23 protein-coding genes are annotated in these 26,565 nt (G+C 62.9%); 13 read left to right on the top strand and 10 right to left on the bottom strand.

The features are described from left to right. Positions 1-5: 5 nt before the first annotated feature. From NMD1_RS18770 to NMD1_RS18760, 3 genes are read right to left on the bottom strand one after another with little or no spacing between them, the layout of a single operon-like run. The gene (locus NMD1_RS18770) at positions 6-1,892 is read right to left on the bottom strand and encodes a hydantoinase B/oxoprolinase family protein (RefSeq protein WP_375600809.1); all 1,887 of its coding nucleotides are present in this window, start codon (positions 1,890-1,892) and stop codon (positions 6-8) included. A 23-nt stretch (positions 1,893-1,915) separates the two neighbouring features. After that, complete coding sequence (locus NMD1_RS18765) at positions 1,916-3,964, bottom strand: hydantoinase/oxoprolinase family protein (protein ID WP_125956423.1); 2,049 nt, start codon at positions 3,962-3,964, stop codon at positions 1,916-1,918. A 2-nt stretch (positions 3,965-3,966) separates the two neighbouring features. Next, on the bottom strand, positions 3,967-4,968 hold the full coding sequence (locus tag NMD1_RS18760) for a hydroxymethylglutaryl-CoA lyase (RefSeq protein ID WP_125956868.1): 1,002 nt from the start codon (positions 4,966-4,968) through the stop codon (positions 3,967-3,969). 123 nt (positions 4,969-5,091) lie between these two features. Between NMD1_RS18760 and leuC the strand changes: the two genes are divergently transcribed. From leuC to NMD1_RS18725, 7 genes are all read left to right on the top strand, one after another. Beyond that, entirely contained in the window at positions 5,092-6,528 is a 1,437-nt protein-coding gene (gene leuC / locus NMD1_RS18755; protein WP_125956421.1) for a 3-isopropylmalate dehydratase large subunit, read from the top strand. Beyond that, positions 6,525-7,148: a 3-isopropylmalate dehydratase small subunit gene (gene leuD, locus NMD1_RS18750; protein WP_125956419.1), complete on the top strand. Its 624-nt coding sequence runs from the start codon at positions 6,525-6,527 to the stop codon at positions 7,146-7,148. Before leuC ends, leuD begins: the two co-directional genes overlap by 4 nt. After that, positions 7,142-7,405, top strand: a complete 264-nt coding sequence (locus tag NMD1_RS18745; RefSeq protein WP_199558164.1) for a hypothetical protein — start codon at positions 7,142-7,144, stop codon at positions 7,403-7,405. Before leuD ends, NMD1_RS18745 begins: the two co-directional genes overlap by 7 nt. Before the next feature lie 2 nt (positions 7,406-7,407). Then, complete coding sequence (locus NMD1_RS18740; protein ID WP_125956417.1) at positions 7,408-8,988, top strand: FAD-binding oxidoreductase; 1,581 nt, start codon at positions 7,408-7,410, stop codon at positions 8,986-8,988. Continuing rightward, complete coding sequence (locus NMD1_RS18735) at positions 8,985-10,142, top strand: iron-containing alcohol dehydrogenase (protein WP_125956414.1); 1,158 nt, start codon at positions 8,985-8,987, stop codon at positions 10,140-10,142. The genes NMD1_RS18740 and NMD1_RS18735 overlap by 4 nt, the downstream gene beginning before the upstream one ends. 369 nt (positions 10,143-10,511) lie before the next feature. Continuing rightward, positions 10,512-11,306 carry an alpha/beta fold hydrolase gene (locus NMD1_RS18730; protein ID WP_125956412.1) on the top strand — a complete coding sequence of 265 codons (795 nt, stop codon included), beginning with the start codon at positions 10,512-10,514 and terminating at the stop codon, positions 11,304-11,306. Beyond that, positions 11,306-12,169 (top strand): oxaloacetate decarboxylase, encoded by an 864-nt coding sequence (locus NMD1_RS18725; protein ID WP_125956409.1) that lies wholly within the window; start codon positions 11,306-11,308, stop codon positions 12,167-12,169. The genes NMD1_RS18730 and NMD1_RS18725 overlap by 1 nt, the downstream gene beginning before the upstream one ends. A 262-nt stretch (positions 12,170-12,431) precedes the next feature. Here NMD1_RS18725 and NMD1_RS21605 read toward each other — a convergent pair whose 3' ends face one another. Then, entirely contained in the window at positions 12,432-12,737 is a 306-nt protein-coding gene (locus tag NMD1_RS21605; protein WP_233497869.1) for a hypothetical protein, read from the bottom strand. Between NMD1_RS21605 and NMD1_RS18720 the strand changes: the two genes are divergently transcribed. The 5 genes from NMD1_RS18720 to NMD1_RS18700 all read left to right on the top strand — a co-directional run bounded on the left by NMD1_RS18720 (position 12,631) and on the right by NMD1_RS18700 (position 18,389). Then, on the top strand, positions 12,631-14,940 hold the full coding sequence (locus tag NMD1_RS18720; protein WP_233497854.1) for a TonB-dependent receptor: 2,310 nt from the start codon (positions 12,631-12,633) through the stop codon (positions 14,938-14,940). The genes NMD1_RS21605 and NMD1_RS18720 overlap by 107 nt on opposite strands. A gap of 72 nt (positions 14,941-15,012) precedes the next feature. Next, positions 15,013-15,762, top strand: a complete 750-nt coding sequence (locus NMD1_RS18715) for an acetoacetate decarboxylase family protein (protein ID WP_125956404.1) — start codon at positions 15,013-15,015, stop codon at positions 15,760-15,762. Between the two features lie 264 nt (positions 15,763-16,026). Then, positions 16,027-17,211: a class I SAM-dependent methyltransferase gene (locus NMD1_RS18710; protein WP_125956401.1), complete on the top strand. Its 1,185-nt coding sequence runs from the start codon at positions 16,027-16,029 to the stop codon at positions 17,209-17,211. Continuing rightward, positions 17,208-17,552 carry a hypothetical protein gene (locus tag NMD1_RS18705; RefSeq protein ID WP_125956399.1) on the top strand — a complete coding sequence of 115 codons (345 nt, stop codon included), beginning with the start codon at positions 17,208-17,210 and terminating at the stop codon, positions 17,550-17,552. Before NMD1_RS18710 ends, NMD1_RS18705 begins: the two co-directional genes overlap by 4 nt. Before the next feature lie 33 nt (positions 17,553-17,585). Then, positions 17,586-18,389 carry an alpha/beta fold hydrolase gene (locus NMD1_RS18700; RefSeq protein WP_125956396.1) on the top strand — a complete coding sequence of 268 codons (804 nt, stop codon included), beginning with the start codon at positions 17,586-17,588 and terminating at the stop codon, positions 18,387-18,389. Between the two features lie 43 nt (positions 18,390-18,432). Here the strand turns inward: NMD1_RS18700 and NMD1_RS18695 are convergent, their stop codons facing one another. Genes NMD1_RS18695 through NMD1_RS18685 form a run of 3 tightly spaced genes read right to left on the bottom strand, consistent with a single transcriptional unit; the run spans position 18,433 to position 21,078 of the window. Beyond that, complete coding sequence (locus tag NMD1_RS18695) at positions 18,433-19,452, bottom strand: hypothetical protein (RefSeq protein ID WP_147457763.1); 1,020 nt, start codon at positions 19,450-19,452, stop codon at positions 18,433-18,435. A gap of 15 nt (positions 19,453-19,467) precedes the next feature. Beyond that, complete coding sequence (locus tag NMD1_RS18690) at positions 19,468-20,259, bottom strand: alpha/beta fold hydrolase (RefSeq protein ID WP_125956392.1); 792 nt, start codon at positions 20,257-20,259, stop codon at positions 19,468-19,470. Positions 20,260-20,265: 6 nt separating this feature from the next. Further along, positions 20,266-21,078 carry an SDR family NAD(P)-dependent oxidoreductase gene (locus NMD1_RS18685; protein ID WP_125956390.1) on the bottom strand — a complete coding sequence of 271 codons (813 nt, stop codon included), beginning with the start codon at positions 21,076-21,078 and terminating at the stop codon, positions 20,266-20,268. 304 nt (positions 21,079-21,382) lie between these two features. On the opposite strand from NMD1_RS18685, the gene NMD1_RS18680 reads away from it, so the two are divergent. Beyond that, complete coding sequence (locus NMD1_RS18680; RefSeq protein WP_158454014.1) at positions 21,383-22,576, top strand: MFS transporter; 1,194 nt, start codon at positions 21,383-21,385, stop codon at positions 22,574-22,576. A gap of 758 nt (positions 22,577-23,334) precedes the next feature. Here NMD1_RS18680 and NMD1_RS18675 read toward each other — a convergent pair. Genes NMD1_RS18675 through NMD1_RS18665 form a run of 3 tightly spaced genes read right to left on the bottom strand, consistent with a single transcriptional unit; the run spans position 23,335 to position 26,547 of the window. After that, the gene (locus tag NMD1_RS18675) at positions 23,335-24,192 is read right to left on the bottom strand and encodes an amidohydrolase family protein (RefSeq protein WP_125956384.1); all 858 of its coding nucleotides are present in this window, start codon (positions 24,190-24,192) and stop codon (positions 23,335-23,337) included. A gap of 11 nt (positions 24,193-24,203) precedes the next feature. After that, positions 24,204-24,971, bottom strand: a complete 768-nt coding sequence (locus NMD1_RS18670) for an SDR family NAD(P)-dependent oxidoreductase (RefSeq protein WP_125956382.1) — start codon at positions 24,969-24,971, stop codon at positions 24,204-24,206. A 34-nt stretch (positions 24,972-25,005) separates the two neighbouring features. Continuing rightward, entirely contained in the window at positions 25,006-26,547 is a 1,542-nt protein-coding gene (locus NMD1_RS18665) for a class I adenylate-forming enzyme family protein (protein WP_158454013.1), read from the bottom strand. Positions 26,548-26,565: the final 18 nt, after the last annotated feature.

Raw genomic sequence — 26,565 nt, 5'->3', positions numbered from 1 at the left:
TCCTCTTATTCCGCGGCCAGCGCATAGTGCCGCGCGGTGTTCCAGCTTGGCGCAACCGGTGCGGGCAAGCCCGTTTCGGCTTCCGAATTCTGTCGCAAGGTGTCGAGATCGGGGCCGAAGTTGAAGACTTCGATCGTCCCGCCCCGCGCGGCGCGCAATGTTTCGCGCAGGGCCTCCGTGGCCACGGAATCGACCACGCCGTTCCCGTCCGCGACGACGCCATAGGCCTTCGCGCCTTCGGCGGTGACGAGGCCTTGTACGATCTCCTTGCCGACCAGTGCCGGGTCGCGGGCATAAGGATCGCCCCAGCCACCGCCGCCCCAGGTGATGAAGTGGAGCACGTCGCCGGCCTCGACCGCAAGATCCTCCACCTTGTTGGGAACGATACTCTGCGAGCCGTCCGGCTTTTCCAGTATCTTGCGCGCGCGGGCGCCGGGTTCCCCGCCGTTGACGCCCCAGGGCGGCACGAACCAGCGATCATCGTGGATGGCGATCATGCCGGGTTCGAGGAAGCGATAGGACATGCGTATGCCGTTGCCGCCGCGGTAGAGGCCCGCGCCGCCCGAATCCACCTCAGTCTCGTAGCGTTCGATCACGAGCGGGAAATAGCGCTCCAGGAACTCGTTGGGCACATTGGTGAAGTTCGGGAACAGCGAGTGCCCGTCGGGGCCATCGCCCAGCGGACGGCCCGGAATGCCGCCGAAGCCGATCTGGAAGAGCTGGAAATACTTCCCCGCCTTGTCGGTGCCCGAATAGAAGAGGTGGGGGGATGAGGAAAAGCCCGCCGCGGTCAGGAACTCGGGCGTCTTCTGGCCGAGCAGGCCGCCCAGGATATCGAACATGCGGCCGAGCGCATGGGTGCGGCCCGACAGCGCCGCCGGGAAACGCGGCTTCAGCAGCGACCCCTCCGGAATGCGCACGTCGATCAGATCGTAATATCCGTCATTGAACAGGATTTGCGGATCGAAAACCATGATCATGTAGATGCCGAAAAACATCCGCATCATGTTTTCGTTGAGGAAGAAGTTGATCGACGCCTGACTCTGCGGATCGGTGCCATCGAAGTCCAGAACGACGCGGCCGTCCTCGCGCCACATGGTGCACTTGATCTTGTAGGGGCCGTAGCCGAGGCCGTCGTCGCAGATATAATCCTCGAAGCTGACCTTCTCCTCGCTGATTGCATTCTCGATCAGGTGTTTCATCGCGCGGTGGTTGCGTTCGAGCAGGTCCTCGCAGGCGGAGACGAACACGTCGTCGCCGAACCGCTCGCACATCTCGATCACGCGGCGCGAAGCGACGCGGCAGGACGCGACAAGGGCGTTGAGGTCCGCCCGGCACCATTCGGGCGTGCGGACCTGCGTCATGATCAGTTCGATCAGGTCGCCGTTGTATTCGCCCTTCTTCCAGATCTTGACGGGCGGGATGCGCACGCCTTCCTGGAAGATGGAGGTCGCGTCGATCGGCATCGAACCCGCCACCTTGCCGCCGATGTCGGACTGGTGTCCGAACATGGAAGTGTAGGCGATCAGGCGTCCGTTCTTGAACACCGGCAACAGCACCAGCCAGTCGTTGCAGTGGCTGATCGCCCCGCCAACCGAATAGGGATCGGACAGCATGATCATGTCGCCATCCTCGATCGTGCCGGTATAGCCTTCGAGAAACGGTCCGATGTACGAACCGAACTGGCCGACGATCATGCGGCCCTTGTGGTCCGCGATAAGCGGGAAGGCATCGCCCTGTTCGCGGATGCCCGGCGACATGGCGGTGCGGACGAGCGTGGTGTCCATCTCGACGCGCGCATTCCGCAGCGCGTTCTCGATGATGTCGAGCGTGACCGGGTCGATCGCCACCTTCTGGAACGGCGTTGTGTTGCTTTCAATGATGCTGGCCATGATGCGTCTCCTTGTGGCGGCGGTCAGGCCGGGGTGATGAGGATGTTGCCGAAGTCATCGACGGTGGCGATGTGCTTCGTTTCGATTAGCGTCGTGGAATCCATTTCGACCACGATCGCGGGGCCGGGGATGATATCGCCCGACTTCAGCCTGGCACGGTCATAGATCGCGGCCGCTTGCGGACCGCCGTCCATCCACAATTCATGGTCGCGGATCTTGGCGGCCGATGGGTCGCCATTGCCCTTCTCGATGGTGTTCGACGGCAGTTCCAGCGAACGGCCCAGTGCCACCGCGCGCAGGTTCACGAACTCGTGCTCGGCCTCCATGTTGAAAGTAAAGAGGCGATGATGTTCGTCATCGAACCGCTTGGCCAGGCCGGCGAGGCCAGCGCTGCCCAGATCATCGAGCGTGACCGGCATCGGCACCTCGAATGCCTGACCGGAATAGCGGATGTCCACTTCGAAGCTCGTTTCTATCTCGCTCTCCGCAAGGCCGTCCGCCGCCAGGCTGGAGCGCACCTGCCCTTCCATCTCGCCCAGCAGGGCGGCGATCTCTTCCGCGCTGGTTTGCGACTTGAGCTTGGAGAGCGAGCGCGCGGTTTCGGAGCGCATCCGCGTGGTTGCATCGCCCAGCGCGCAGAGCACGCCCGGAGAGACGGGCGAGACGGCGGGGTAGGAACCCATGAGGCGTGCGACCGCATTCACGTGGAGCGGACCCGCCCCACCGAAGCCCATCAGCGCGAAATCGCGGGGGTCATAGCCCTGCTGCACCGAGATCATGCGCAGCGCGCCGAACATGTTCTCGTTGACGATATCGATGATGCCGCGCGCGGCCTCCATCAGTCCGATGCCCAGTGCATCGGCAATGGTCTGCACCGCCTTGCGCGCGCCATCGCGGTCGAGCTTGAAAGTGCCGCCCAACAGGTTCTCGGGAAGATAGCCGAGCACGACGTTCGCGTCGGTCACGGTCGGCAGCGTGCCACCCTTGCCATAGGCGACCGGCCCGGGCACCGCGCCGGCTGACTGCGGACCAACGCGCAGGGCCTTGGTCAGTTCGGGCACGTAGGCGATCGATCCGCCGCCAGCGCCGACCGTTTTCACGTCTAGCGAAGAGGCGCGCACCGAGAGGTGGCCGACCTCGGTCGTGCGCACGCGGCGCGGTTCGCCGTCCTCGATCAGGGCGACGTCGGTCGAGGTGCCGCCGACGTCGAGGGTGAGGATATTCCTGAGCCCCGCATTCTTCGCCACCCAGAGTGCGCCGGTGACGCCACCGGCCGGGCCGGACATGAGCAGCGAGACGGGCTGCTCCTCCGATTTCTGCGACGACATCAGGCCGCCGTCCGAACGCAGCAGCGAAAGTCGCCCATTCATCTCGACCTGCTCCAGCCTGGCGCGCAGGTTGCGGACGTAACGCCCCACGACCGGGCGGACGGCGGCATTGGCAACCGTGGTCAGCGTGCGCTCATATTCCTGCATCTCCGGCAGGACCTCGTGGCTCAGCGACAGCGGGATGTCGGGCATTACCTCGCGTGCGATAGCTGCGACCTCGTTCTCGTGCGTGCCGTTGAGATAGGCGTTCATCAGCGAGATGGTCAGCGCCTCGATGCCGGCCGCCTTCAGCGCGAGCAGTTTGGCGCGAATTTCGTCATGATCAAGCGGGCGCAGTTCCAAGCCCTGCGCGGTCATGCGGCCCTTGATCTCGACCGTATCCTCCAGCTTGGCGAGCGGTTCCGGCTTCGGCCACACGATCCAGCCGGCCAGCCCGCCGGGGACGAAGCTGCGCGCGATCTGCATGATCTGGCGATAGCCCTCGGTGGTGACCAGCCCGACGCGTGCGCCCTTGCCTTCCAGCACCGCATTCGTGGCGACGGTGGTGCCGTGCAGGAACACTTCGATCTCGTCCGGCGAAATCGCGGCATGGGCGCAGATCGCCTCGACGCCGTTGAGAATGCCTTCCGAACTGTCGTGCGGGGTAGACGGCGTCTTATGCCGCCAAAAGGCTCCGCTATCGTCGTCAAACAGCAGAAGATCGGTAAACGTGCCGCCGACATCGACGCCCAAGCGATAGCCCATTCCTATTGCCCCTTGTTGGAAGACTGATCCTGTTTCGGAAACATGCCCGACCGGCTGACCATGCCGGGCAGTGATTTACCCATGACGCCGGAGAGCCAGGTCGCCGCCTCGATCGCGCGGTCCAGCGCGATACCGGTGGATACGCCCGATCGTTCGAGCAGGTAGATGACGTCCTCGGTCGGTACGTTGCCCGCCGCGCCAGGCGCGAAGGGGCAGCCGCCCAGGCCGCCGAGCGAGCCGTCGATCACGCTTGCGCCCGCCTGCCAGGCGGCCCAGACATTGGCGATCCCGGTATTGCGCGTATTGTGAAAATGGACGCGCACCGGCAGCGGCGCGATCGCATCGCGCACCCGCTCGACCAAGTCGGTGACGGCGGCAGGCACCGCTACACCGATCGTGTCGGCAAGCCCGATCTCCAGCGGCTGCGCATCGGCAGCGCGGCGCGCCATCTCGACAATATGGTCGGGAGCGATCTCGCCCTCGAACGGGCAGCCGAAGGAAGCGCCGATGGTGATTTGCGCGCGCCGGCCCTGCTGGCGCGCAAGCGTGACGATATCGCACGCCGACCGGAGGGACTCGAGCGCCGTTTGCCCCTGGTTGGCCATGGCGAAGCTGTCCGATGCGACACACACCGCGCCCAATTCGCGCACCTTTGTTTCGAACGCACGCAGCGCGCCGCGCTTGTTCATGACGAGGCCGACGGTGATGACATCGTCATAGTCGGGCAGGGCCGCTATCACGGCTTCCGCATCGGCCATTTGCGGCACGCGATCCGCGCGCGTGAAGCTGGCGACCTCGATCCGCTTGATTCCGGCAGCGACCGCTTTCTCGATCAGCGCGACCTTGTCCGCCGTGGCGACGATCAGCGATTCGTTCTGCAATCCGTCACGGGGGCCGACCTCCACGAAATCGACTGCCGCGCGGCCCGAAAGCGGGGGCGTGGTCGCCCCTGTTTCGTCCTGGGATCGTGTCGTGCTGCCGGTCAACTCATCGTGCTCCCGCATCGTGATTTTGTACACATAAATTCATCCATCGACCTTGACAATCGGTTTTATCAAGGGAATTATCGACAAATTACGGGGTTCCGTCGATAATCGTATACATTCTTGAGGAAGGCAAGTCGCGTAATGGCAGCCGCTAAAACCCTCTATGACAAGATATGGGCTGCTCATGCGGCCCCTTTCGACGCAGCGGGGGAGTCGCTCCTTTATATCGACTTCCATTTGCTCCACGAAATTTCGACGCCTCAGGCATTTGCGGGGTTGCGCGCGGCCGGCCGAACGGTCCGCCGGCCCGGGCGCGCGCTGGCGCTTTTCGACCATAACATTCCGACGGAGCGCCAGGCGGACGGTCTTGATGCCATTTCCGATCCTGTTGCGCGCATCCAGCTCGAGGCGCTGCGCAACAACGCGGCCGCCGCTGGTATCGAGGCCTTCCAGATAGGCGATCCGCGCAACGGCATTGTTCATGTCGTCGGTCCGGAACAGGGCCGCACCCAGCCGGGCATGACGATCGTTTGCGGCGACAGCCACACCTCTACCCATGGGGCCTTCGGCGCGCTGGCGCATGGCATCGGCACCTCGGAAGTCGAGCATGTCCTCGCCACCCAGACGCTGCGCACGCGCAAATCGCGCAACATGCGGGTCCGCTTCGAAGGCGAAGCGCCCGCAGGCGTGACCGCCAAGGATTTCGCGTTGGCATTGATCGCGAAGATCGGCACCGGCGGTGGCACCGGTGCGGTGATCGAATATGCCGGCGAAGCGGTGCGTGCCCTGTCGATGGAAGGGCGCATGACGCTGTGCAACATGACGATCGAGGCGGGCGCGCGCGCAGGCCTGATCGCGCCGGATGAGACGACCTTCGCCTATCTGAAGGACCGTCCCGCTGCGCCCAAGGGGGGCGATTGGGATGCCGCTGTCGCATACTGGCGGACATTGTGCAGCGACGATGACGCCGTGTTCGACCAGGAGATCGTCATCGACGTCGCCGCGCTCAAGCCCCTGCTGACGTGGGGCACCAGTCCCGAGCAGGTGATCGCCATCGATGGGCAGGTGCCCGATCCGCGCGATATCGCCGACCCGGTTCGCCGCGCCAGCGCCGAACGCGCGCTGGATTACATGGGGCTCGAACCTGGCCAGCCGATCGCGGGCACGCCGATCCAGCGGGTTTTCATTGGCAGTTGCACCAACAGCCGGATCGAGGATTTGCGCGCGGCGGCCGCTGTGATCGATGGGCGCCATGTCGCCGAGGGCGTCAATGCCATGGTGGTGCCAGGTTCGGGCCTGGTGAAGCGCCAGGCGGAAAGCGAGGGGTTAGACCGCGTTTTCCTCCAGGCGGGGTTCGAGTGGCGCGAGCCGGGTTGCTCGATGTGTCTCGGCATGAATCCGGACCGGCTGGCGCCGGGGGAACGGTCGGCCTCCACATCCAACCGCAATTTCGAGGGCCGGCAGGGACGCGGCGGGCGCACCCATCTGATGAGCCCGGCCATGGCGGCTGCCGCGGCGGTCACAGGGCATCTGGTGGACGTGCGGGCACATGCCAGCGCGGAAGGTGCGGCGGCATGACGCCCTTCACGCGCCTTTCGGGCATCGCCGCGCCGCTGCCGGTCGCCAATGTCGACACGGACCAGATCGTGCCCAAGCAGTTTCTCAAGACGATCGAGCGCACGGGCCTTGCCGGTGCGCTGTTCTATGATTGGCGTTTTGACGAGGCGGGCCAGCCGATGCCCGGTTTCGTCCTCGACACGCCTCCCTATGACAAAGCGGTTGTCCTGGTTGCGGGCGACAATTTCGGCTGCGGTTCCAGCCGCGAACACGCGCCATGGGCGCTGCTCGATTTTGGCATACGCTGCGTCGTATCGACCAGCTTCGCCGACATCTTCTACAACAATTGCATCAACAACGGCCTGCTTCCGATCACGCTGGGCGAGGCCGACGTGGCCGCGCTGCTGGCCGACGCGGCGCAGGGCCTCGTCTTCACCATCGATCTTCAGAACCGCACCATCAGCTGCGGCGGGGTCGTACGCACGTTCGAGATCGAGCCCGCCATTCGCGACAAGCTCCTGGCGGGCCTTGACATGATCGGGGAGACCCTTGCGCGGGCCGAAGATATCGCCGCGATAGAGGGCAAGCTGGAAAGGGCAATGCCGTGGCAACCGCATATAAAACGGGAGGTTGTATGCTGAATGAAGTGACCCCGCCGCGGGCCTATGTCGTCCGTATCGATCTCGTCCATGAAATGTCGCGCCGTTGCATCGCGCAAACCTCGACCAGCCTCAGCGACCAGTTCGGGATCAGCTGGAATACCTGGTCGAAGCTGCGCCGGGGTGAGCCCATCCGCCGCTCGGTCGCGCTGCGCCTGGTAAAGCGCGTCCTTGCCCAGCAGGGGCAGGATGCCGATCCGCTGCATTATCTGAGCGACAGCCAGGCGGAGGGAATTTGAGCATGGCGACGTTAGCCGAAGCTGGCCTGTACGATCGGTTCGCAGCCATTTGCGGTGCGGAGAACGTGGCACGCGCGGGGGAGGATCGCGACTATATGACGCGCGACATCTTCTATGATGGCGCGTCGGCGGCCTTCATCGTAAGCCCCCGCAACAAGGAAGAGATCGTCGCGATAGTCCGCGAGGCGGCTGCCGCCGGGCTCGCCGTCTTTCCGCGCGGCGGTGGCATGTCCTATACCAAGGGCTACGTTCCCTCGGTCGAGCAGTCGGTGCTGATCGACCTTTCGGCACTCGACCAGATCATAACGATCGACGAGGCCAACATGTTCGTGACGGTGCAGCCGGGGGTGACCTGGAAGCAGCTTTACGAGGCGCTTCGGGAAAAGGGTCTGCGCCTGCCTGCCTTCGGCACCATGTCGGGGGCGAAGGCCACGGTTGGTGGTGGGCTCAGCCAAGGCAGCATCTTTTACGGTTCCACCCAGTACGGCACGACCGCCGATCATGTGCTCGGGCTGGAGGTGGTGCTGGCCGATGGTTCGCTGGTGAGGACAGGGCAGGCTGCCATGACCGGTTCCAAGCCCTATTTCCGATGGCATGGCCCTGATCTTACCGGGCCGTTCCTGGGCGATTGTGGCGCGCTCGGTATCAAGGTGGAAATGACCTTCCGCCTGATCCGCTGGCCTGAGCACATGATCACGCTGTCGTTCGGCTTCGATGATTTCGAGTCCGTCTGGCAGGCGCAAAATGCGATCGCCCGCGCGGGCTGCACCGCGGATTGCTTCTCGTTCGACGCCGTGCTGCAGAGCCAGTTGATGGAGCGCAACAGCCTGGTGCAGAACGTCGATGCGCTACGCCATGTCGTCAGCGCCGGCGGCAGCCTGTTCAAGGGCCTGAAGAATGCTGCAAAGATCGTTGCGGGCGGCAAGGGCTTCATGAATGAGAGCGCCTATTCGATGCACGTGGTCGTCGAGCACGCGCTGAAGGCGGCGGCGGAAGCGGCGGCGGAGGAGGTAAGGCTGATCGCCACCGCGCAGGGCGGCAAGCCGATCCCCAACAGCATCCCGCAGGTCATGCGCTCGACCCCATTCGGATCGATGGACCAGGTTCTCGGTCCCTCTGGCGAGCGCTGGGTTCCGGTGCATGGTTTCATTGCGCTGTCGGACGGGATGGAGGGGATGAAGCGGTTGCTCGAACTGCTCGCATCCTACGGCCCCCGCATGATCGAGCACGGCATATTGACCGGGATACTCAGCAACCCGGTCGGCGCGTCGGCGATGATCATCGAGGTGCTGTTCTACTGGCCCGATTCACCGCACGAACTCCACGAGAAGATCCTTTCGCCGCGCAAGCTTGCGCAGGCGCGGAGCTTTGCCAGCAACCCTGCGGCGCGCGCGCTGGTGCAGGAGATCCGCACCGCCATCCTTGCCATGTTCGCTGAAGTCGGCACAGCGCCCTTCGGCATCGGCAAGGTCGCGCCCTATAAGCAGAACCGCGATCCGGCGAGCTACGAGGTGCTGGAAAAGATCAAGACTGCACTGGATCCGGAGCGTCGGCTCAATCCGGGGGCGCTCGGGCTGTCATGACCGAGGTGTTCAGCTTCTCTTACGGCCCGCGGCTTGTCTCGGGGGTCGATGCGGCGCTCGATATGGGCGCGATGCTGCCGGACGGGCCGGTCCTGTTCGTCACCGACGCCAACATGCGCGCTTTGGGTCTGTGCGATGCGCCGATTTCCGCGCTGGAAGCGACGGGGCGTGCGGTGGTGATATTCGATGCCGTAGAGGCCGATCCCTCCGAAGCAACGGTTCTGGCGGCAGTCGCGGCCGGGCAGGGGGCAGCGGGGCGGCGAGCAGAGAGTGTGGTTGGCTTCGGTGGCGGCAGCCCTATGGATGTCGCCAAGGTTGCCGCCTATTTGCTCGGCTCGGGCGATGCGATAGACGCAATCTACGGTGTTGGGCTCGCAACGGGGCAACGCCTGCCGCTGGTGCTTGTGCCGACGACGGCGGGTACCGGTTCGGAAGCGACCCCGATCTCAATCATCACCGTCGGCGATGCCCAGAAGAAAGGCATCGTGGCGCCAGCGCTCTACGCCGACTGGGCGTTGCTCGATGCGAACCTGACGCTGGGGCTTCCGCCCGCTGTCACCGCCGCCACCGGCATCGACGCAATGGTTCACGCGATCGAGGCCTACACTTCGGCCCGGCTGAAGAATCCGCTGTCGGATGCCTTGGCGCGCGAGGCGCTGGCGATGCTCGCCGCGAACATCCGCGTTGCCGTCAAGGATGGGGCGAACGTTGCGGCGCGGCGCGCCATGCTGCTTGGCAGCCACCTTGCGGGCGTGGCTTTTGCCAATGCGCCGGTTGCTGGCGTGCATGCGCTTGCTTATCCGCTGGGGGGGCAATTCCATGTCCCCCACGGCCTGTCCAACGCGCTGATGCTGCCCCATGTCCTGCGGCATAACATGGCGTCCGCCATGGATCTTTACGCTGAACTGGGGCCGCTGGTCGATCCAAAGCTGGCCGCGCTTGGCCGGCAGGCTCAGGCCCAGGGGCTGATCGAGGCGCTGGTCGCGATCGCGTCCGATTGCGGTCTGCCGGATACTCTGGGCGCGGTGGGGGTCCATGGCGACGATCTCGATCGGCTCGCCAGTGATGCGATGCTGCAGACGCGCCTGCTCGTCAACAACCCCTGCGCCATCACACGGGAAGACGCCCGGCGCCTTTACGAAGCGGCCCTCTAGGCGGCGCGGGCAAACTCCCCGGACCGCCTGAAAGCAAAACGCGAGTTGCCGGCGAGGCCAAGAATCCGGTCACGACGCGAGCCGGACCGACTCACGCGTCGCCGTGTGTAATCCCGCGCTGAGGCGGGGCATGGGGTTTTTCCGCGTGCCTGGCGCTTTGCGATCCTTCAATGTGTACAATTGAGCGATGGCTTGAAAGCCGATGGCTACGACGATCCTCCTGAAAATGCCGAAATAATGTCGCATTTGTCGTTGTGTGTTGCATCAAAAAGCGATTGACGTCGTCAATATTGCGTACAAGATTGGGATTGAAGCGGCGGGGCGCACGGGGTTTGCGGTACCGCATCGGGGCTTTCCAGGGGAAAGATTTTGCAAGTTAGAAAAGCCTACATCGACGTTGCCGCCGGCCAGATGCACTACTGCGCGGCCGCCGGTGCGGGCGTGCCTATCGTCTTCTTTCATCAGACGGCCAGTTCTCACAAAATGTGGCTGAAGGTGCTGGATCAGCTCGATCTCGGCCTGCCGATGTATGCGTTCGATACGCCGGGCTTTGGTGGCAGCTTCGATCCTGACGGGGCGACAAGCATGCCGATGTACGCGGACTGGATGGCGGAAGCCATGACGGCGCTTGGCATCGACCGGGCGCACGTCGTCGGCCATCATACCGGCGCCGCGATCGGTGCGGAACTTGCCGCCCGACGGCCTGATCTGGTTGCGTCCGTCACGCTCATCGGTCCGCTTCCGCTGACCGAGGCGGAGCGTGAAGAATCGGCGAAGCAATATGGCCCGGCCTTCCTGCCCGAGCCGACGGGCCGGTATCTCCTCGACAACTGGACCTACATGAGCTTCGGCGAGGAAGTGGACGATCCGCTGGTGCTTCACCGCGAGATGGCAGACATGCTGCGCGCCTATCTGTCCCGTCCGTTTGCTTATCAGGCGGTATGGGATCAGGATTTCACCGCCGCTTACCGCGCCATCGCCTGTCCGCTCCAGATCATGTGTGCGCCCGACGACGTGCTCTACCCCTTCTTTCAGCGAGCGGCGGAAATCCGGCCGGACGCTGTCGCGCACGAACTGGGGGGAGGCGGCAATTTCGAGCCGGACCTTCGCGCCGGGGAAGTGGCTGACAGGATCGCGGTCTTTATCCGGGGAGTTGCGGCGTGATGTCGGCGGGGGCTCTTCTGCGGGCGCGTCTCGCCGAGAACAAGCTGCTGATCGTGCCGGGTGTGCACGATATGATCGCAGCCATCACCGCCCGGAAAATGGGCTATGACGTGCTCTATGGCAGCGGCTTCTGGCTTACCGCGTCCTGCCACGGCATCCCCGATGCCGGGATTGTCGGTTACGCGGAAATGCGCGAGCGCATGGCGACGCTGGTGAAGACCACCGGCCTGGCGATCATCGCCGATGCCGATACCGGCTACGGCGGCCTGCTCAACGTGCATCACACGGTCCGCGGCTATGAGGATGCAGGGGTGGCGGCGATCCAGATCGAGGATCAGATATTTCCGAAGAAATGCGGTCATACCCCCAACCGTCAGGTCATTTCTCTCGAGGACATGGTCGACAAGATACGGGTCGCCTGCGACGCGCGGCAATCGGCCGACACGATGATCATCGCCCGCACCGATGCGCGCGAAAAAGAGGGGCTTGATGGAGCGTTGCGCCGGGCGGAGGCCTATGCGGCCGCCGGCGCTGACATGATCTTCGTCGAGGCGTTAAGAAGCGCGGAAGAGATGCAGCGTGCCGCCGCCGCGCTCGATGCGCCGCTTGTCGCCAATATGTCGAATGGTGGCTACACCCCGATGGTGACCGCCGCCGAACTCGAACAGATGGGTTTTGCCTGCGCTATTTATCCGGCGTTGACGGGCCTTGTGTCCGCCTATGCGATGGAGCGCGCCCTCACCGGACTGCGCGAAACCGGGCGCGCCGATCCGCCCGGCGTTGGCATCTCGAGTTTCAGCGAGTTCTGTGAAGACATCGGCTTTCCAGCAATATGGGAATTCGACCGGAAGTGGGCGCGATAAGTCGGCCTTCGGTTTCATGGTATACTAAAATTGATGACTCGCCAGGTGTCAGTAGGGCCGTCTGCAATGCAGATTTGTTATATTATTGTTAAATAACAATGCATTGATTTTCAATTTTCGGCTTTTCTCAAATCCAATATTCAAACGGAAAAGCGATTGACTCAATAAAAAATGAGTACAAATTTGAAGTTGCAGCCTTGATGAAAAAGTGAGTCAGTCAACCTGACGTCATCGCTGCTCGGGAGGTTTCGGGCTTTCATTTTCAGCAAAACGAGGGGCTTATGACAGACAGATCATTGGTTAGGGCGAGTTCGGTTTCCATCGCGGCGATGGTCGTCTCTCTCGCCTGCCAGCCAGCTTTCGCGCAGGAAACGGTCGCGCCGGCCGACGCCGCTGCAGCTGATAGTGGCGAGATTGTCGTCACCGGTCTGAAGCGCAGCACCAAGCTGATCGATACGCCCGTGTCGATCTCGGTCTTCGACGCCAAGACGATCGAGAACGCCGGTATCGTCAAGCCGACGGATTTCCTGGCGCTGACGCCCAACGTCAACATCACCTCATCGGTCAATGGCGGTGATTTCCTCATCAACGTGCGAGGCCAGGCCTCGATCCGCAACGCGGAACCGGCCGTCGCCATTCTCGTCGATGACGTGAAGGTGGGCAGCCCGGCGGAATTCAACTCCGCGCTTTTCGACCTTGAGCAGATCGAAGTGCTGAAGGGGCCGCAGGGCGCCTACTATGGCCGCAATGCTTCGGCGGGCGCGATCATCCTCACGACGAAGAAGCCGACCGAGGAATTCACCGGGAACATGATGTTCTCGTACGGGAATTTCAATTCCTACAATGCGAACGCAAGCGTCAGCGGCGCGATCATTCCCGGCAAGCTGCGCGCGCGTCTGTCGGGCGCCTTCACCGGTACCGACGGCAGCTATACCAACGTGAATACGGGCGAACACCCGCACCGCTTCAAAGAAGAAGTTGGCCGTCTTCGCCTGATCTGGGACGAGGGTGGTCCGTTCACCGCCGATGGCCGCGTGGTGCTCTCTCATGCCACCGGTGGCGCCGTCGCCTACACTCCGAAGATTCAGGCCACGCCGGGTCTGTCGCCCAACGGAACCATCGTCCACGGCGTCCCCGTCACCGACATCAGTGCGAACGAAAATCTCGACGTGCCCTTCACCTCGGACGTTCCGGGGCGCTATGAGCGCAATGTCCTGAGCATCGGCCTCAAACTCAATTACGCCTTCGACTTTGCCGATTTGTCTCTCATCACCGGATATTCCAGCACGAACCAATATTCGAGCGGCAAGAACTATCCTTACACGGATGCGGCGGATGGTTTGACGAACTACTACGGCTGGGCCCCGATCTTTGGCGATCGCACGCAGAACCTGATCATTCGCAACCGCCAGGTCACCCAGGAAATCCGCCTCACCTCGAAGAACGATCCCAACAGCTTCCTCGAATGGCAGGCTGGTTTCGAATACACTTGGGCGCGGCGTGACTACACCATCGCCAACACGCTGAATGGCGGTATCCCCGCAGGCATGTCAGCGGCTGATCTGGTCGGCTATGTTGGCTATAACGCCGCGGGTGTCCGGACGCTTGTGGGTGGCGGCGCGGGCATTCCCTTCCCGGTCCAGATTTTCGGTCTTAACACGCCGTACGCGACCACCAACTATTTCACAGGTCGCTTCGACGGGACGAACTACGCGCCTTACGCCAACGTGAAATTCAATTTCACGTCCAAGCTTTCGCTTGCCCTGGCAGGCCGTTACGACATCGAAAAGCGTACCGTGGGCGACATTGGCCCCGACCAGCCCAACCCGTTCCTGGGCGGCGCGAGCTACAACCCTTGCGTGCGTATCCTCAGCGAGACGGCGGCGCAGTGCGCTACCGGCATCTCCCGGACCTTCAAGCAGTTCCAGCCGAAGGTCACGCTGACCTACAAGGTACTGCCGACGGCATCGGTATACGCAAGCTGGGGCAAGAGCTTCAAATCGGGCGGCTTCAACCCCATCGGCACCCGTGAGACCGCCGTGTTGAGCCGCGTGACGCTGTATCGCAGCCAGGACCCGACGTTGACGCCCGCGGCCGCGCGTGCCCGCGCCGAAGCGGCGATCATCACGCAGGATTCGTTCAACAAGGAAGTCGCCACAACCTACGAGGTGGGCTTCCGCAGCGAACTGATGAACCGCCGCCTGACTCTGAACGCGGCGCTGTTCTGGACCGACGTGCGGAACGCGCAGCAGTATCTCTTCGACCCCATCGCCTTCGTGGAATCGATCGAGTCGATCGACAAGACGCGGGTCAAGGGCCTTGAGGTCGATGCGAGCATCAAGGCGACGGATTGGCTGACCTTGTTCGGATCCTATGGCCTGATTGACGCCGAGATCCGTGCGCTTGCGGCTAACCCCGCCGTCATCGGCAACAAGCCGCCGTACGTGCCGAAGGACACGCTCACTCTCGGCGCCTCGATCAACGCGCCGATCTCCGATACGAAAACGCTGGTCAGCCGCGTTGACTTCAACCGCGCGGGCCGGACCGAGTACAACACCGCCAACGATCCGGACTTCGCGCGCAAGCCCTACAACGTCGTGAACGGTCGCCTCGGTATCGCCACCGACCGGTTCGACATCACGGTGTGGGCGAAGAACATCTTCAACAAGAAATATGTGAACGAGATCGCGCCGATCATTACCGGTACGGCCAATGCCTACTACCGCGCCGAGCTCAGGACCTTTGGTCTGGAAATCAAGGCTCGCTTCTGATCTTTCACTGCGGCCCCTGCCTGGTTTGGCAGGGGCCGTTCTTTTTGGTCTGTTCTGCTCCGGGAGATAGCGATGACTGGGAAAGTACGGCACGGGCAGGTCATCCCTACCTGGTCTCCGCCTTACGCGCCCGGCCCCTATTTCATGGAAAAATACCACGCGATCATGGTCGAGCTTGAAATCCCGCGAGAGGAGATCGAGTTCATGACGCCCGAGCCACTCAGGCCCGCCGATCACAACCGCGTCATCGCGATCATCATGGACGGCGCGCAGCCGCCGCACAGCCTCCACTACCACGAGGCGCTGATCTGCCACGAGGTCGAGTTCCAGGGGAAGAAGGGGATGCATATCCCCTATATCTGGACTTCGACCGACACTGCCACGCTCGTCGGGCGCGAAATCTTCGGCATGCCGAAGCTGCTGTGCGATGACGACCATATCGCGATCCATGCCAACGAGGTCTACGGCAAGCTGGAGAAATACGGCCGCACCATGATGGAGGTTGCGGTGGTGATAGACCAGAAGGCGTCTCTGGAAGATCTGCGGGCGCTCAATAGCTGGATTATGATGCGCCACATCGCTTCGCCGGACCCCGATGTTCCTGCGCGGCGTCAGATCGTCCATGCGCAAACCGCGGATTTCAAGATGGACTTCTGCTGGAAGGGGCGCGGATGGGCGCGAATGGGTTATCCCGGAACCTCGCGGATCGATCGTATTCCCACGAACAATGTCTCGCGTGCCTGGTACGGCAATTTCACCTTCGTCCTGAATCCCGCTAAAATTCTGGATGATGTCGAATATAAATTCGAAGATTGGCAGTAGAGGCCGAACGATATTCGGGGAGTCGTCCGGGCAATACGTTCCGTACATATTTATGTATACTTTTATGGGTGGCGGCAAAATGAATGCTCCGCCTTATCTTGAATGATGTGGCTGCATATTTCCCTGTTTTCCGACATTTCGTGAGGAAAATTCCAAGAGATTAGCGATTGCAAGTGGATGCAAATGAATACAAATTTCACCCACTGACGCGTAGCGCCTGATTCGGCGCGGTTAACATGAAACTCCCACCGAAAGGCAGGTTCGATGAATACCGCGACTCTCGATCCCAACCGGCAGTTTGAACATGACGCGCTGGCAACGCCGACCTCCGAGGAGGAAAGCCGCCAGATGTTCGTCAAGTCGCTGAAATATCACCTCGCAACCCGTGTCGCACCCGGCAACAAGCTTGCGTACGAAGCGCGCGTTCTGCCGGAGGCGGAGAAGGCGGGCAGGGCGCCCGGCAGTTATCACGATGTTCGTGCGCTGATGGCGGACGATGGCTATTATCGCCTTTGGGGTGCGATGCAGCGCTCCAGCCAGGAGATGATGTGGCGCTCTGTTCAGGTCTCGGTGGAACGCCAGATCGACGAATTGCAGGCAAAGGCGAAGGGGAACACCGCGCCGCTCGGCAGTGTCACGCTCGATCCCGACATGCCGATCCCCGGCTATATCTCGGCGGTCGATATCCACTGCATGCCGGGCAACTATCACGGCGAATTCCGGGAGGATGACCTGTCCAATGGCGCGGTCTATGACCGCGCGGTCTGGTTCTATGCCATGGGACGCATGGGCCCTCTCAACGACGACATGGGGCGTTCGATGAGCGACCATATCAAGGCGCACTATCCGGGCCTGAAGCCCAAACGCGTCCTCGACATGGGCTGCGGCGTCGGCCATTCGACGCTTCCCTATGTCGATGCCTTCCCCGAAGCGGAGATCTACGGCGTCGATCTCGGCGCGCCGATGATCCGTTACGCCCATGCCCGCGCCGAGGCGATGGGCAAGAAGGTCCACTACAGTCAGCAGAACGCGGAGAAGACGAACTTCCCCGATGGCCATTTCGATCTGATCGTGAGCCATATCCTGGTGCATGAAACGTCGAACAAGGCCATCCGCAATATCATGAAGGAGGCCTATCGGCTGCTCGCGCCGGGCGGTGTGGTCCTCCATCTCGAAACGCCGCCCTACCGGGCGATGACCGATTTCGAGGCGTGCATGCTCGACTGGGATACGCGCAACAACAACGAGCCGTTCTGGGGCGGCAGCCACCTTATACAGCCGGAGGAGATGGCCGAGCTCGCGGGCTTCGGCGCCGAACAGGGTTTCGAACGGACGATCCCTTCTGCCTTCGATCAGGCGGAAAAGCAGCGGACGAAAATCTTTCAGGCTGGCGATTTCGGCGGCGGCGGATCCTGGTACATCTGGGGTGCGGAGAAGGAAAAGGCATGATCGAACTTCCCCGCAAGGCCAAGGGCGAACGCCCCAGCTATTTCGAGGACGGCACGCTCGACAGCATGCTCTCCATGCTGCTCGCGCTGGCGGGCGAGGTGGTCGTGCTGCGCGAGCGGCTGGACAGCGCCGAGCGCATCATCGACGGGAGTGGTCTCCTGACCGACCGGATCGATGCTTACCGCCCGTCACCCGAAGTGGCGGCAAAGCGTGAAGCGTTGCGCGCCCAGTTCATCGATCTGGTGATGCGGCCGGTCCAGCAGGAATACGAGAACCTGCAGGAAAAGGCCGCGCGGCAGGAAAGCTACCACAAGGCGATCGACCTGTGCATCTCGGGGTGAGGGCACGGCGCCTTTACCCTTGGGAAGCATGATATGACCAACATCGCCATTCGTCGCGGCTATGCGGATAGCCGCGACGGACAGGTCCATTATCGTCGCGTGGAAGGTGTGGGCCGGCCCGTCGTATTCCTGCACCAGACTGCCAGTTCGGGCGCGATGTTCGAAATGGTGATGCAGCGCCTGGGCGATGACCACCCGAGCATCGCCTTCGATACACCGGGCTTCGGCAACAGCTTCCGGCCTGAGGGCGAGTTTACATTGCCCTATCTCGCCGCACGTCTGGTCGAGGCGCTCGATGACATGGGCGTCGGCGAGTTCGATCTGATCGGTCATCATACCGGTGGCTGCATCGCGCTCGAAATGACCGCGCAGGTTCCGGATCGGATCACCAGCTTCGGCTTGATGGGGCCGGTGATCGCGACCGCGGCCGAGCGGGACAGCTTTCGCTCCACGTTCACCACACCGTTCAGGATGGAGGCCGATGGCAGCCATCTCGGCCAGGCTTGGGAATACCTCAAGATCATTGGCGCGCACACCCGGACCGACCTGCATCATCGTGAGGTTCTGGACCACCTGCTGGCCTGGGATTCGATTCCCAAGGCATTCAGCGCTGTCTGGGACCAGGATAGCGAAAAGCTGCTGGCCGGGATCAAGGTGCCGATCCTGTTGATGATCTCCGAGGATGACGTGCTCTACCGGATCTTCCACAACGCAACCCGCGCCCGCCCGGATGCCTTGGTATCGATCGTCAAGGGCTTCGACTTCCAGCCGGACAATGATCCCGACGGCGTGGCGGCGGGCGTGCGCGATTTCCTGAAGCGCGGCTTGGCCGTTTGAGGGCGCCCTTCGGTGCCGCCTTGCGGTTATCCCGCGCTTGCCGTCACTCGTCGCAGCAGCGCTTCCAGCTGGATCGGAACTTCGACACCGTGCCGCGCCCTGCGGGCATGAATGGCACACGATCGCCCGGGTCGGCATCGCCCCACAGCGCGGAATCGCCGCTTTTGCGCCATTCATGATAGTCGGGGGAGGCATCCTGCAACTTGGCGACGGGATGCTGGTCCCAGGGGATATGGGCGGTCGGCTTGTCCCACTCGGCGCCTTCGAAATAGGCGCGGGCGAGGGCATCGACGCCCGGATAGTCACGCGGCGGCCACGGATACCCCATCGGCGCGTCGGTATGGACGAGGAGGAGCGCGCCGGTGCGCGATATGAACGGCGCATGATACCATTCCTGCGGATGGTTCACCACGCTGCCGATGCCCATCTGCCCTTCGTTCACCAAGAAGCAATCGCCCTGCAGCAGGATGATTTCCTCGAAGCATTCATGATGGACATGCTCCTTGGGCGCGATTGTGTTGGGTTCGATATATTGAAAGCGCAGATAGCCGCCCGGCCCGCCGTCAAAGCCTTCGTCGGTTGGGTGGGGGACGGAGTCGGGCTGGCGGAGCGACTTGTGCATCACGCCGTGGCTGCCCGGCACGCTGTTGATCCACTGCTCGCGCCAGGGCTCGATAACCCGGTTGCGCGTGTAGGGGTAGGGGAAGCAGGGCATGTCGGGGTTCCAGAAGGCAAGCACGAGCGCACCGCCTGTGGTGCTGAACTCGCCGCCGCCGCAACCTTGCGCGACATGGACATAGGCCGACGCCCCGATCACCTGCCCGTTGAAGCTGAGGTCGCCGCGCAGCACGAACAGTTCGAGCGAGGCGAGCTTGCCGTCGGTGCGGCTCCTCCAGCCGGGAAACAGCTCGATGCAGAAGGTCTGCGATCCGGATCGCGGATCGGCGCTCATGAGCGCCCCGCAGAGCCCGCCGAGGAAATCGGGTGCATCCAGCGCATTGCGACCGAGTGCGAGGAAATTGTAGAAGCCCGGATCGGCACGGCTGACGCTCCTCACGCTCATTCTCCTCAATATGCGTTACCGTTCCCGTGTGCCCAGAAAGGTCGACAGCGCCGCGGCAATCTCGCCCGGGACGCGGTCGGTCTGGTAATTCTCCCCGCCCGACAACAACACCGCCTTCGCGTCGGGGCGCATGGCCTTGGCGCGATCGAACAGCGGGAACAGGAAGTCGTCGGGCGAGCAGAAGATGAGAAGCGGTGCCCGCACGGCCTGATAGCGCTCGGCAAAGTCGAACTGCCACACCGCGTCATAGGTCCAGGCCCGTGTCTGCCAGGACCGCAGCATCGCGCTCATCTCGCGATTGGCGAGATCGATGTCCGCCGCGCCCGCCGTGCGAACGTAGTTCCAGTTTTCGAACAGGTATTGCCCGGTGTCTTCCGGCGTGAAGGGCGTACCATATTTTGCCGCACTCTCGGCTTTCTCTTCCGCATTCTGCGGGAGAGGGCCGATCATGCTCAGAGAGAGCGCGAGATCGGGACGATCGGTCGCCAGCGCCAGCGCGACGCCCGCGCCGGTGTGGTGGCCAACGATATGGCAGCGCGCAATGCCCAGGGCGTCGATCGCCTCGGCCAGCCAGGCACCATATTGGGCGAGCGGCACCGGGCTGGAGGGATCGAAGCTCTCGCCGAAGCCGGGCATGTCGAACGCGATCATTCGCCGCCCCGGTTCCATGCGTTCCATTACCGGCAGCCACATGCGATAAGTGCTGACGGTCTTGTGGATGAACACGATCGGATCGCCCGATCCCGCGACCTCCGCATAGTGGATCTGGCCAGAGGGCGTATCGGCATAGGCCTTGCGGTACTGCATCGCGTATTACCTCGCGTTCGCGAGCAGGTAGCGGCGTTCTGCATCATAGGTTGGCAGGTGCGCCATGGTGCCGCCATCGACAGGGAGGACGTGGCCGGTGATGTAGGCGGCATCGTCCGAGGCGAGGAAGGCGACGACTTTGGCGACATCTTCGGGTTGGCCCAGCCGATCCAGCAGAGCCGCATCGGCGTTGTAGTCGATGATCTCCTTGGGCACGAGGCGTTCCAGCGTCGCCGTGCGCATCATCGAGGGGGCGACGGCGTTGCAGCGAATGCCTTCCCGTCCGTGCATCGACGCCACCACTTCGGTCAGCATGTTCACCGCGCACTTCGATACGCTGTAGGCGGGCATCCGGTTGGCGGCGCGGATGCCGTTGATGGAGGAGGTGTTGATGATGCTGCCCCCGCCCGCGCGGCGCATCGCCAGCACGGCATGGCGGCACCCGAGCATCGTGCCGCGCACTGTCACCTCCATGATCCGGTCCCATACGTGCACGGGTACGGTCAGTATATCCTGGTCCCCGATCAGCGCTTCGTCAGAGAGCATGGCGGCATTGTTGTGCAGTACGTCCAGCTTGCCGAATCGGCGCTCCGCCGTCTCTATCGCGTCGCGGATGCTGTCTTCCTCGCCAATGTCGCAGACTGCGGCTTCGGCGGTCCCGCCGGCTGCGACGATCTCGGCCGCGACCGCTTCGGCGCTTTCCAGATTGAGGTCGGTGACCAGCAGCTTGGCGCCCTTGGCGGCCATGGTCATGGCCGATGCGCGGCCAATGCCGGAACCGCCGCCGGTCACCATGGCGACCTTGTTTTCGAGGGACATGAGGTGTTTCTCCGAACCACAAAAAGGGAGGTGCGCCTCCGTGGAAGGCGGCATCACCCGGTTGATACCGGATGCGCCGGGGGAGGGAGTCACTTTGTAATCACATAAACGGGTTTGGGCGCGTGCCGACGGCCAATCGGGTGGCAAGGGGCTTGCGCGGCGCGTCAAGGCAGCATGTATTTCGGCCAGAACAGTCCATCGCGACCGCCCCCCTCCCGGAGTGACAATGTACCAGCAGCAGACCGCTTCCCCGACGTCGCCTGCCATGGACCCAGCGACCAGACGCTCCCTCTTCATCGTCCTGATGAGCGCGGCCGTCCTGTTTGTGAACAACGGCTTCATCGTAACCGGGATCACCGCTTTCGACAGCGAGTTGCTGACCCGCTTTCACGTGAGCGTCGGCGCGCTCAAGCTCCGCGATACCTTTACCTTCGGCACTGTCGCAGTCGCCGGACCGCTGGCGGGCTACCTGCTCGATCGGATCGGCCTCAAGCCGCTGATGGTGATCGGGATGCTGCTGATGGCGATCGGCATGGCCATGTATTCGCGCGCCGATGACATTTACGCGCTCTACGCCATCCACATCCTGTTCGGCTTGTGTCTGGTGACGGCGGGGCTCTTCGCCAACGTCATTCTGGTTGCGGCTTCGACCAACAGGCACCGTGGCCTGTCGATCGGCTTCATCATAGCCGGGTCCAGCTTCGGCCAGGCGATCGCGCCGCGCATCAACGATCTCCTCGCCATGAACCTGGGCTGGCGGCACGCGCTGTTGGTGGACGCGGTCACGCCGCTGCTCATCATCCCGGGCATTCTGTTGATCTTCCCGCGTCTCAAGGGGAGCACCAGCTTTGAAAGCGACGATCCCAATGTTCCCGGCGTGACCTACAAGGCGGCGCTGACCCATCGCAATTTCTGGCTGCTGTCGATCACCGCCGCGATCGGCTTTTGCGTCCAGCTCGGCGTCGTCACCAACATGGTCCTGTTCGTCGAGCGCGACCTGCGACTGGGTGGGGCGGCGGCCAGCGGCGCGGTCTTCCTGCTGTTCATAAGCGCGCTGACCTCTCAGATCGGTGCGGGCTTTCTCGCCGACCGGTTCGGATCGCGGATTGTCCACGTGACCAGTCTTGTCATCATGGCGTGTGGTTGCGCGTGTCTGACCATGGCCACGCCCGGCTGGATGTGGATCGGCGCGCTGCTGTTCGGGCTTGGCTGGGGTGGCAATTACTCGCTGATCCAGCTGCTGACATCGAACTTGTTCCTCGGTCCCGCGATCGGTCGGATCATGGGGACGATCGCCGTTATCGAGTCCGTGGGGGCGGCTTCCGGCCCCTATGCGATCGGCGCGCTTTACGACAGCGCGGGCACCTACAGCGTGCCGTTCGGCATCTCGACCGTGTTGATCCTGCTTTGCGTGCTGGCAGTGCGGGCGCTCGATCTGCCGCCACGCCGCCAGGCCGGCGCACCGGCTCATGCCGAGAATCCCCATGAACCTTATTAGGGGTTAGGAAAAATTCCGCGGGAGCAAAGGGCAGGGGGTATCTGCCATCAGTCTCTCGCGGGCAGACCCGCACCGCACAGGTTATCGATGTAGCTTTTGAACGCACGCGCTGAATCTGCGGGAGAGACACGATCCGCATGCGCGCGTAATTGAGTACGCTCCTGGGGCGAACAGCGGCGATCGAACGCGAAGAGCACTGGCAGAGCCTGAGACAGTTCTGTCGAGCCACCGTTCATTGCCTGGTCGTAGACATAGGCCCAAGCCGAGGGACCAAGAGCAGCGACATCGTCCGCAAGGACAGGTCGGCTCGGTGTCCGCGAATGCAGAACCTCTACATAAAGAGCGTATCGCTCCGGCAGAGCCCGCTGCCTCGCAATCCCGTGGAGCGTTTCATCGGCGACCGTTGCGTAAGGACTTGCGTTACAGCCCGTGACAGCGACCGCGATAATGAGCCAGACAGGTGCGCGCATCCTGCGATGCTAAACGATTTGCACGTCGACCGCTATTAGGCGACAACCGTCGAGACATCTTCAAGCCTCTCCCCCCGTCATGCCAGCGTAGGCTGGCATCTCTGGCCTCAGGCAATCCGGCATGAGATCCCGGCCTGCGCCGGGATGACGGGATTTTGGGCGATAGGTGCCGGGCCATAGCTGTCCGTTTGAAGCGGACCGCCGGTGTCGAGTTCGTGCGTGACTATCTCGCGGCGCGGTTGGCCGCTTTCTCCCCTTCCTTTCGGAAGGGGAGGTCGCCGGTTCCGGTCAGCCCGGCAGCTTGAACAGCTTCAGCGCGTTTTCGCGCATCAGTAGCGGATAGGCCTCGGGCCGGACGCCATGCTCGTTGATCTCGCGAATGCCGCGTTCGGGATCGATAACCGGCCAGTCGGTGCCGAACAGGACCTTATGCTTGCCGTAAGTATTGAGGTAATGCCAGAGTTCCTCCGGCCAGTACTTCGGTGCATAGGCGTCCACGCCGATATAGATGTTCGGGTGCTTCCACGCCATGGCGATCATCTCGCCGGTCCACGGCACGCCGATATGGATGCCGATCAGCTTCAGCTCCGGAAAGTCGATGGCGACCTGGTCGAGCGTGATCGGCCGTGCGACCGACGGCAGGCGGATGTCGGACTGGTAGACGAGGTTCTGCCCGACCTGCATCATCACCGGCACGTCAAGCTCGCAGCATTTGGCGTAATAGGGATAGACCTGTGCCGCGTCGGGAGCGATGCGCGACCAGTGCGGGTACCAGTGGGCGCCGACGAAGCCATACTCCTTGACCGCATGTTCCAGGTCGCGCACGCCCTGCATGCCCATGTTCGGCTCGATGCCCGCAACGCCCGAGAAACGGTCGGGATACTTGGCGCAGATCTCCGCGACGCGTTCATAGGGGATGTGCGCCGACCACTTCATGCGCGGATCGCCCGCGCGGCAGGCGAGCAGCAGCGAGCGTTCTACGCCCGCGGCATCCATCTTCTCGATATAGCGCTCGATGGTGACCCCGCCGCGCATGTCTGCCGGCATGTTGATCTGTTCCATGAACCGTTCGTCGAAGCCCAGGCTGCCCTCTTCGAACTCCACCGGGGTAAAAAGATTGCAGACGATATCGATTGCTTTGACCACTGTTTTGTTCCTCAGGGGATGGTGAGGCCGCCATCGACGGGCAAGACCGCGCCGGTGACGAACGAAGATGCGTCGGAAATCAGCCACAGGATTGCTTCGGCAATTTCCGCAGGCTCGGCGATGCGGCCGATTGGATGGCCGGCGGCCAGAAAGCGCTCCCGGTCGGGGTCTGCCTCGACCCAGCCCGCCAGCATCGGCGTGCGCGTGCCACCCGGGCATACCGCGTTGGCGCGAATGCCTTGCGGCGCATAGTCGATCGCCGCCGACTTGGTGAGTCCGATCACGCCGAACTTGCTGGCGATATACTGGACCTGGTTGGGAACGGCGACGAGGCCCGCGACCGACGACAGGTTCACGATCGACCCGCCGCCAGCCTTGAGCAGCAGCGGGATCGCGGCGCGGATTGTGAAGAACATGCCGGTCAGGTTGACGCCGACAACGCTGTTCCACGTTTCGTCGGTGCATTCGGCCAGCAGCGTCGCGTCACCGGTAAGACCGGCCGCGCAGACGAGGCCGTCGATCGAGCCGGACTTGGCCTCGACTTCCGCCATCATGCGGGCGACATCGGCGGAGTTGGTAACGTCGACGCCCAAGCCGAAGGCGGCACTTTCGCTGCCGATCCCGGCGGCGACGGCGCTGGCCTTGCCAGCATCGATGTCGGCCAGGATCACGCGCGCGCCGCGGCTTGCGGCGATCAGTCCGGTTTCCCGGCCGATGCCCGATCCGCCACCAGTGATGAGGATGGTTTTGCCATCGAGGGATGCGGGGGCCTTGATCAAGACGGTTCTCCGGGGGGAGGCGCTGGCGTGGCGGTCAGGAACCGGGCGCTTCGGCGATCAGCATGTCGCGCAGTTCACGCTTCATGATCTTGCCGCTGGCGTTGCGTGGCAGCTCGCCGATGAAGCTGATGCCGCGCGGCACCTTGTAGCCGGAGAGCTCGGTGCGGCAGGCCTTGATGACGAGGTCGGCATCCACTTCGGCCCCGGTGAAGGGGACGATGAAGGCGTGCAAAGCCTCGCCCCATTCACGATCGGGGCGGCCTACAACGGCGACTTCGGCCACGCCCTCGACCCGCGCCACGACGTTCTCGATCTCACGCGGGTATACGTTGACGCCGCCTGAGACCACCATGTCCTTCTTGCGGTCGACGATGTAGTGGAAGCCGTCGTCATCGCGGATCGCCATGTCGCCAACGGTGACCCATCCGCCTTCCTTTACCGCCTCGGCCGTTTCCTCCGGCCGGTTGAGATAACCGTTGAAGGTTGTGGGGCCGCGCGCGAAAAGTTCGCCCGGCGTGCCATTGGGCACCGGTTCGCCGTTCTCGTCGCGCAGTTCCACCTCTATGCCGTAGAACGGCACGCCGACGCTGTGCGGCTTGCGCAGGTGATCTTCGGGCCGGATGTTGCAGACGAAGCCCACTTCGGTCGATCCGTAGCTCTCGTTGAGCAGGTCCTCGCCGAAATAATCGATGATCTGCTCCTTGGTCGTCTGCGGAAGAGCGGCGGCGTTGGAGATGATCGTCCGGAGCCGATGAGTGCCCTTCCATTTGTCCAGCGTTGCCTGCGGCAGGTCGAATATGCGGTGGAAATGGGTGGGCACCATGAACACGCCGTCGATGTCGCCCTGGCCTATACGCGAGATCATGAACTCGGGATCATAATGGCCGAGCAGGGTGGTCGTGCCGCCGAACACCAGCGGCGCGTAGCAGAACGCGAAGCCCGCCCCGTGGTATTGAGGCGACAGCGCCAGGAAATGGTCGCGGTAACCGAAGCAGTTGTATTCGGCCTGCATGATCAGGAAGGCGAGGCCACGCCCCCGATGCGACAGCATGACGCCCTTCGGCATGCCGGTGGTGCCGGAGGTGTAGGAAATCGAGAAGGTGTGATCTTCGGGAACGTAACCGGGAACAAAGCTGTCGCTCGCCTGCGTCAGCAGGTCATCCCATTGCGTGCCGAGTTCGAACAGCTTGAGGTCGCGCGCCCGTTCGTCGGACACCAGGTGGCGCGTGGACGGATGGCAGACGATCGCCTTGGGCCGGCAGTCATCGAGGATACGCTCCAGCTCCGGGCGGGTGAGGCGGGGATTCAAGGTCGCGACGATGATGCCGAGATCGGAGAGGCCCGCAACGAGTTCCACGTATTCGAGGCAGTTCGGCGAGAGCACCGCCACCGTATCGCCGAAGCCAAGGCCCAGGCCGGCGGCGATGTTGGCGGTCTTGTTGATCCGTGAAACCAGCTGCGAATACGTGAGCGAACGGTTTTCGAAGATCAGGGCCGTCTTGTTCGTTGACCGTGCATTCGCGTTCCTGATGCCACGGCCGAGCGTCAATTCTGCACGCGCTGGGTGATTCGTCATCGGATTTCCTAGATTGCT

It is taken from the genome of Novosphingobium sp. MD-1 (genome assembly GCF_001014975.1).
Taxonomy (GTDB): Bacteria; Pseudomonadota; Alphaproteobacteria; order Sphingomonadales; family Sphingomonadaceae; genus Novosphingobium.
The sequence above is the reverse complement of the archived record's forward strand: the minus strand, read 5'-3'. Positions and strand labels throughout refer to the sequence as shown.

What these genes read in the sequence shown, in the direction of transcription:
- NMD1_RS18725 (WP_125956409.1), top strand. Translation starts at nt 11,306, where the DNA reads ATGTCGGCGGGGGCTCTTCTGCGGGCGCGTCTCGCCGAGAACAAGCTG.
- NMD1_RS18690 (WP_125956392.1), bottom strand. Translation starts at nt 20,259, where the DNA reads ATGCAGTACCGCAAGGCCTATGCCGATACGCCCTCTGGCCAGATCCAC.
- NMD1_RS18745 (WP_199558164.1), top strand. Translation starts at nt 7,142, where the DNA reads ATGCTGAATGAAGTGACCCCGCCGCGGGCCTATGTCGTCCGTATCGAT.
- NMD1_RS18760 (WP_125956868.1), bottom strand. Translation starts at nt 4,968, where the DNA reads ATGCGGGAGCACGATGAGTTGACCGGCAGCACGACACGATCCCAGGAC.
- NMD1_RS18770 (WP_375600809.1), bottom strand. Translation starts at nt 1,892, where the DNA reads ATGGCCAGCATCATTGAAAGCAACACAACGCCGTTCCAGAAGGTGGCG.
- NMD1_RS18705 (WP_125956399.1), top strand. Translation starts at nt 17,208, where the DNA reads ATGATCGAACTTCCCCGCAAGGCCAAGGGCGAACGCCCCAGCTATTTC.
- NMD1_RS18695 (WP_147457763.1), bottom strand. Translation starts at nt 19,452, where the DNA reads ATGAGCGTGAGGAGCGTCAGCCGTGCCGATCCGGGCTTCTACAATTTC.
- leuD (WP_125956419.1), top strand. Translation starts at nt 6,525, where the DNA reads ATGACGCCCTTCACGCGCCTTTCGGGCATCGCCGCGCCGCTGCCGGTC.
- NMD1_RS18765 (WP_125956423.1), bottom strand. Translation starts at nt 3,964, where the DNA reads ATGGGCTATCGCTTGGGCGTCGATGTCGGCGGCACGTTTACCGATCTT.
- leuC (WP_125956421.1), top strand. Translation starts at nt 5,092, where the DNA reads ATGGCAGCCGCTAAAACCCTCTATGACAAGATATGGGCTGCTCATGCG.
- NMD1_RS18700 (WP_125956396.1), top strand. Translation starts at nt 17,586, where the DNA reads ATGACCAACATCGCCATTCGTCGCGGCTATGCGGATAGCCGCGACGGA.
- NMD1_RS18735 (WP_125956414.1), top strand. Translation starts at nt 8,985, where the DNA reads ATGACCGAGGTGTTCAGCTTCTCTTACGGCCCGCGGCTTGTCTCGGGG.
- NMD1_RS18685 (WP_125956390.1), bottom strand. Translation starts at nt 21,078, where the DNA reads ATGTCCCTCGAAAACAAGGTCGCCATGGTGACCGGCGGCGGTTCCGGC.
- NMD1_RS18710 (WP_125956401.1), top strand. Translation starts at nt 16,027, where the DNA reads ATGAATACCGCGACTCTCGATCCCAACCGGCAGTTTGAACATGACGCG.
- NMD1_RS18715 (WP_125956404.1), top strand. Translation starts at nt 15,013, where the DNA reads ATGACTGGGAAAGTACGGCACGGGCAGGTCATCCCTACCTGGTCTCCG.
- NMD1_RS18740 (WP_125956417.1), top strand. Translation starts at nt 7,408, where the DNA reads ATGGCGACGTTAGCCGAAGCTGGCCTGTACGATCGGTTCGCAGCCATT.
- NMD1_RS18680 (WP_158454014.1), top strand. Translation starts at nt 21,383, where the DNA reads ATGAGCGCGGCCGTCCTGTTTGTGAACAACGGCTTCATCGTAACCGGG.
- NMD1_RS18665 (WP_158454013.1), bottom strand. Translation starts at nt 26,547, where the DNA reads ATGACGAATCACCCAGCGCGTGCAGAATTGACGCTCGGCCGTGGCATC.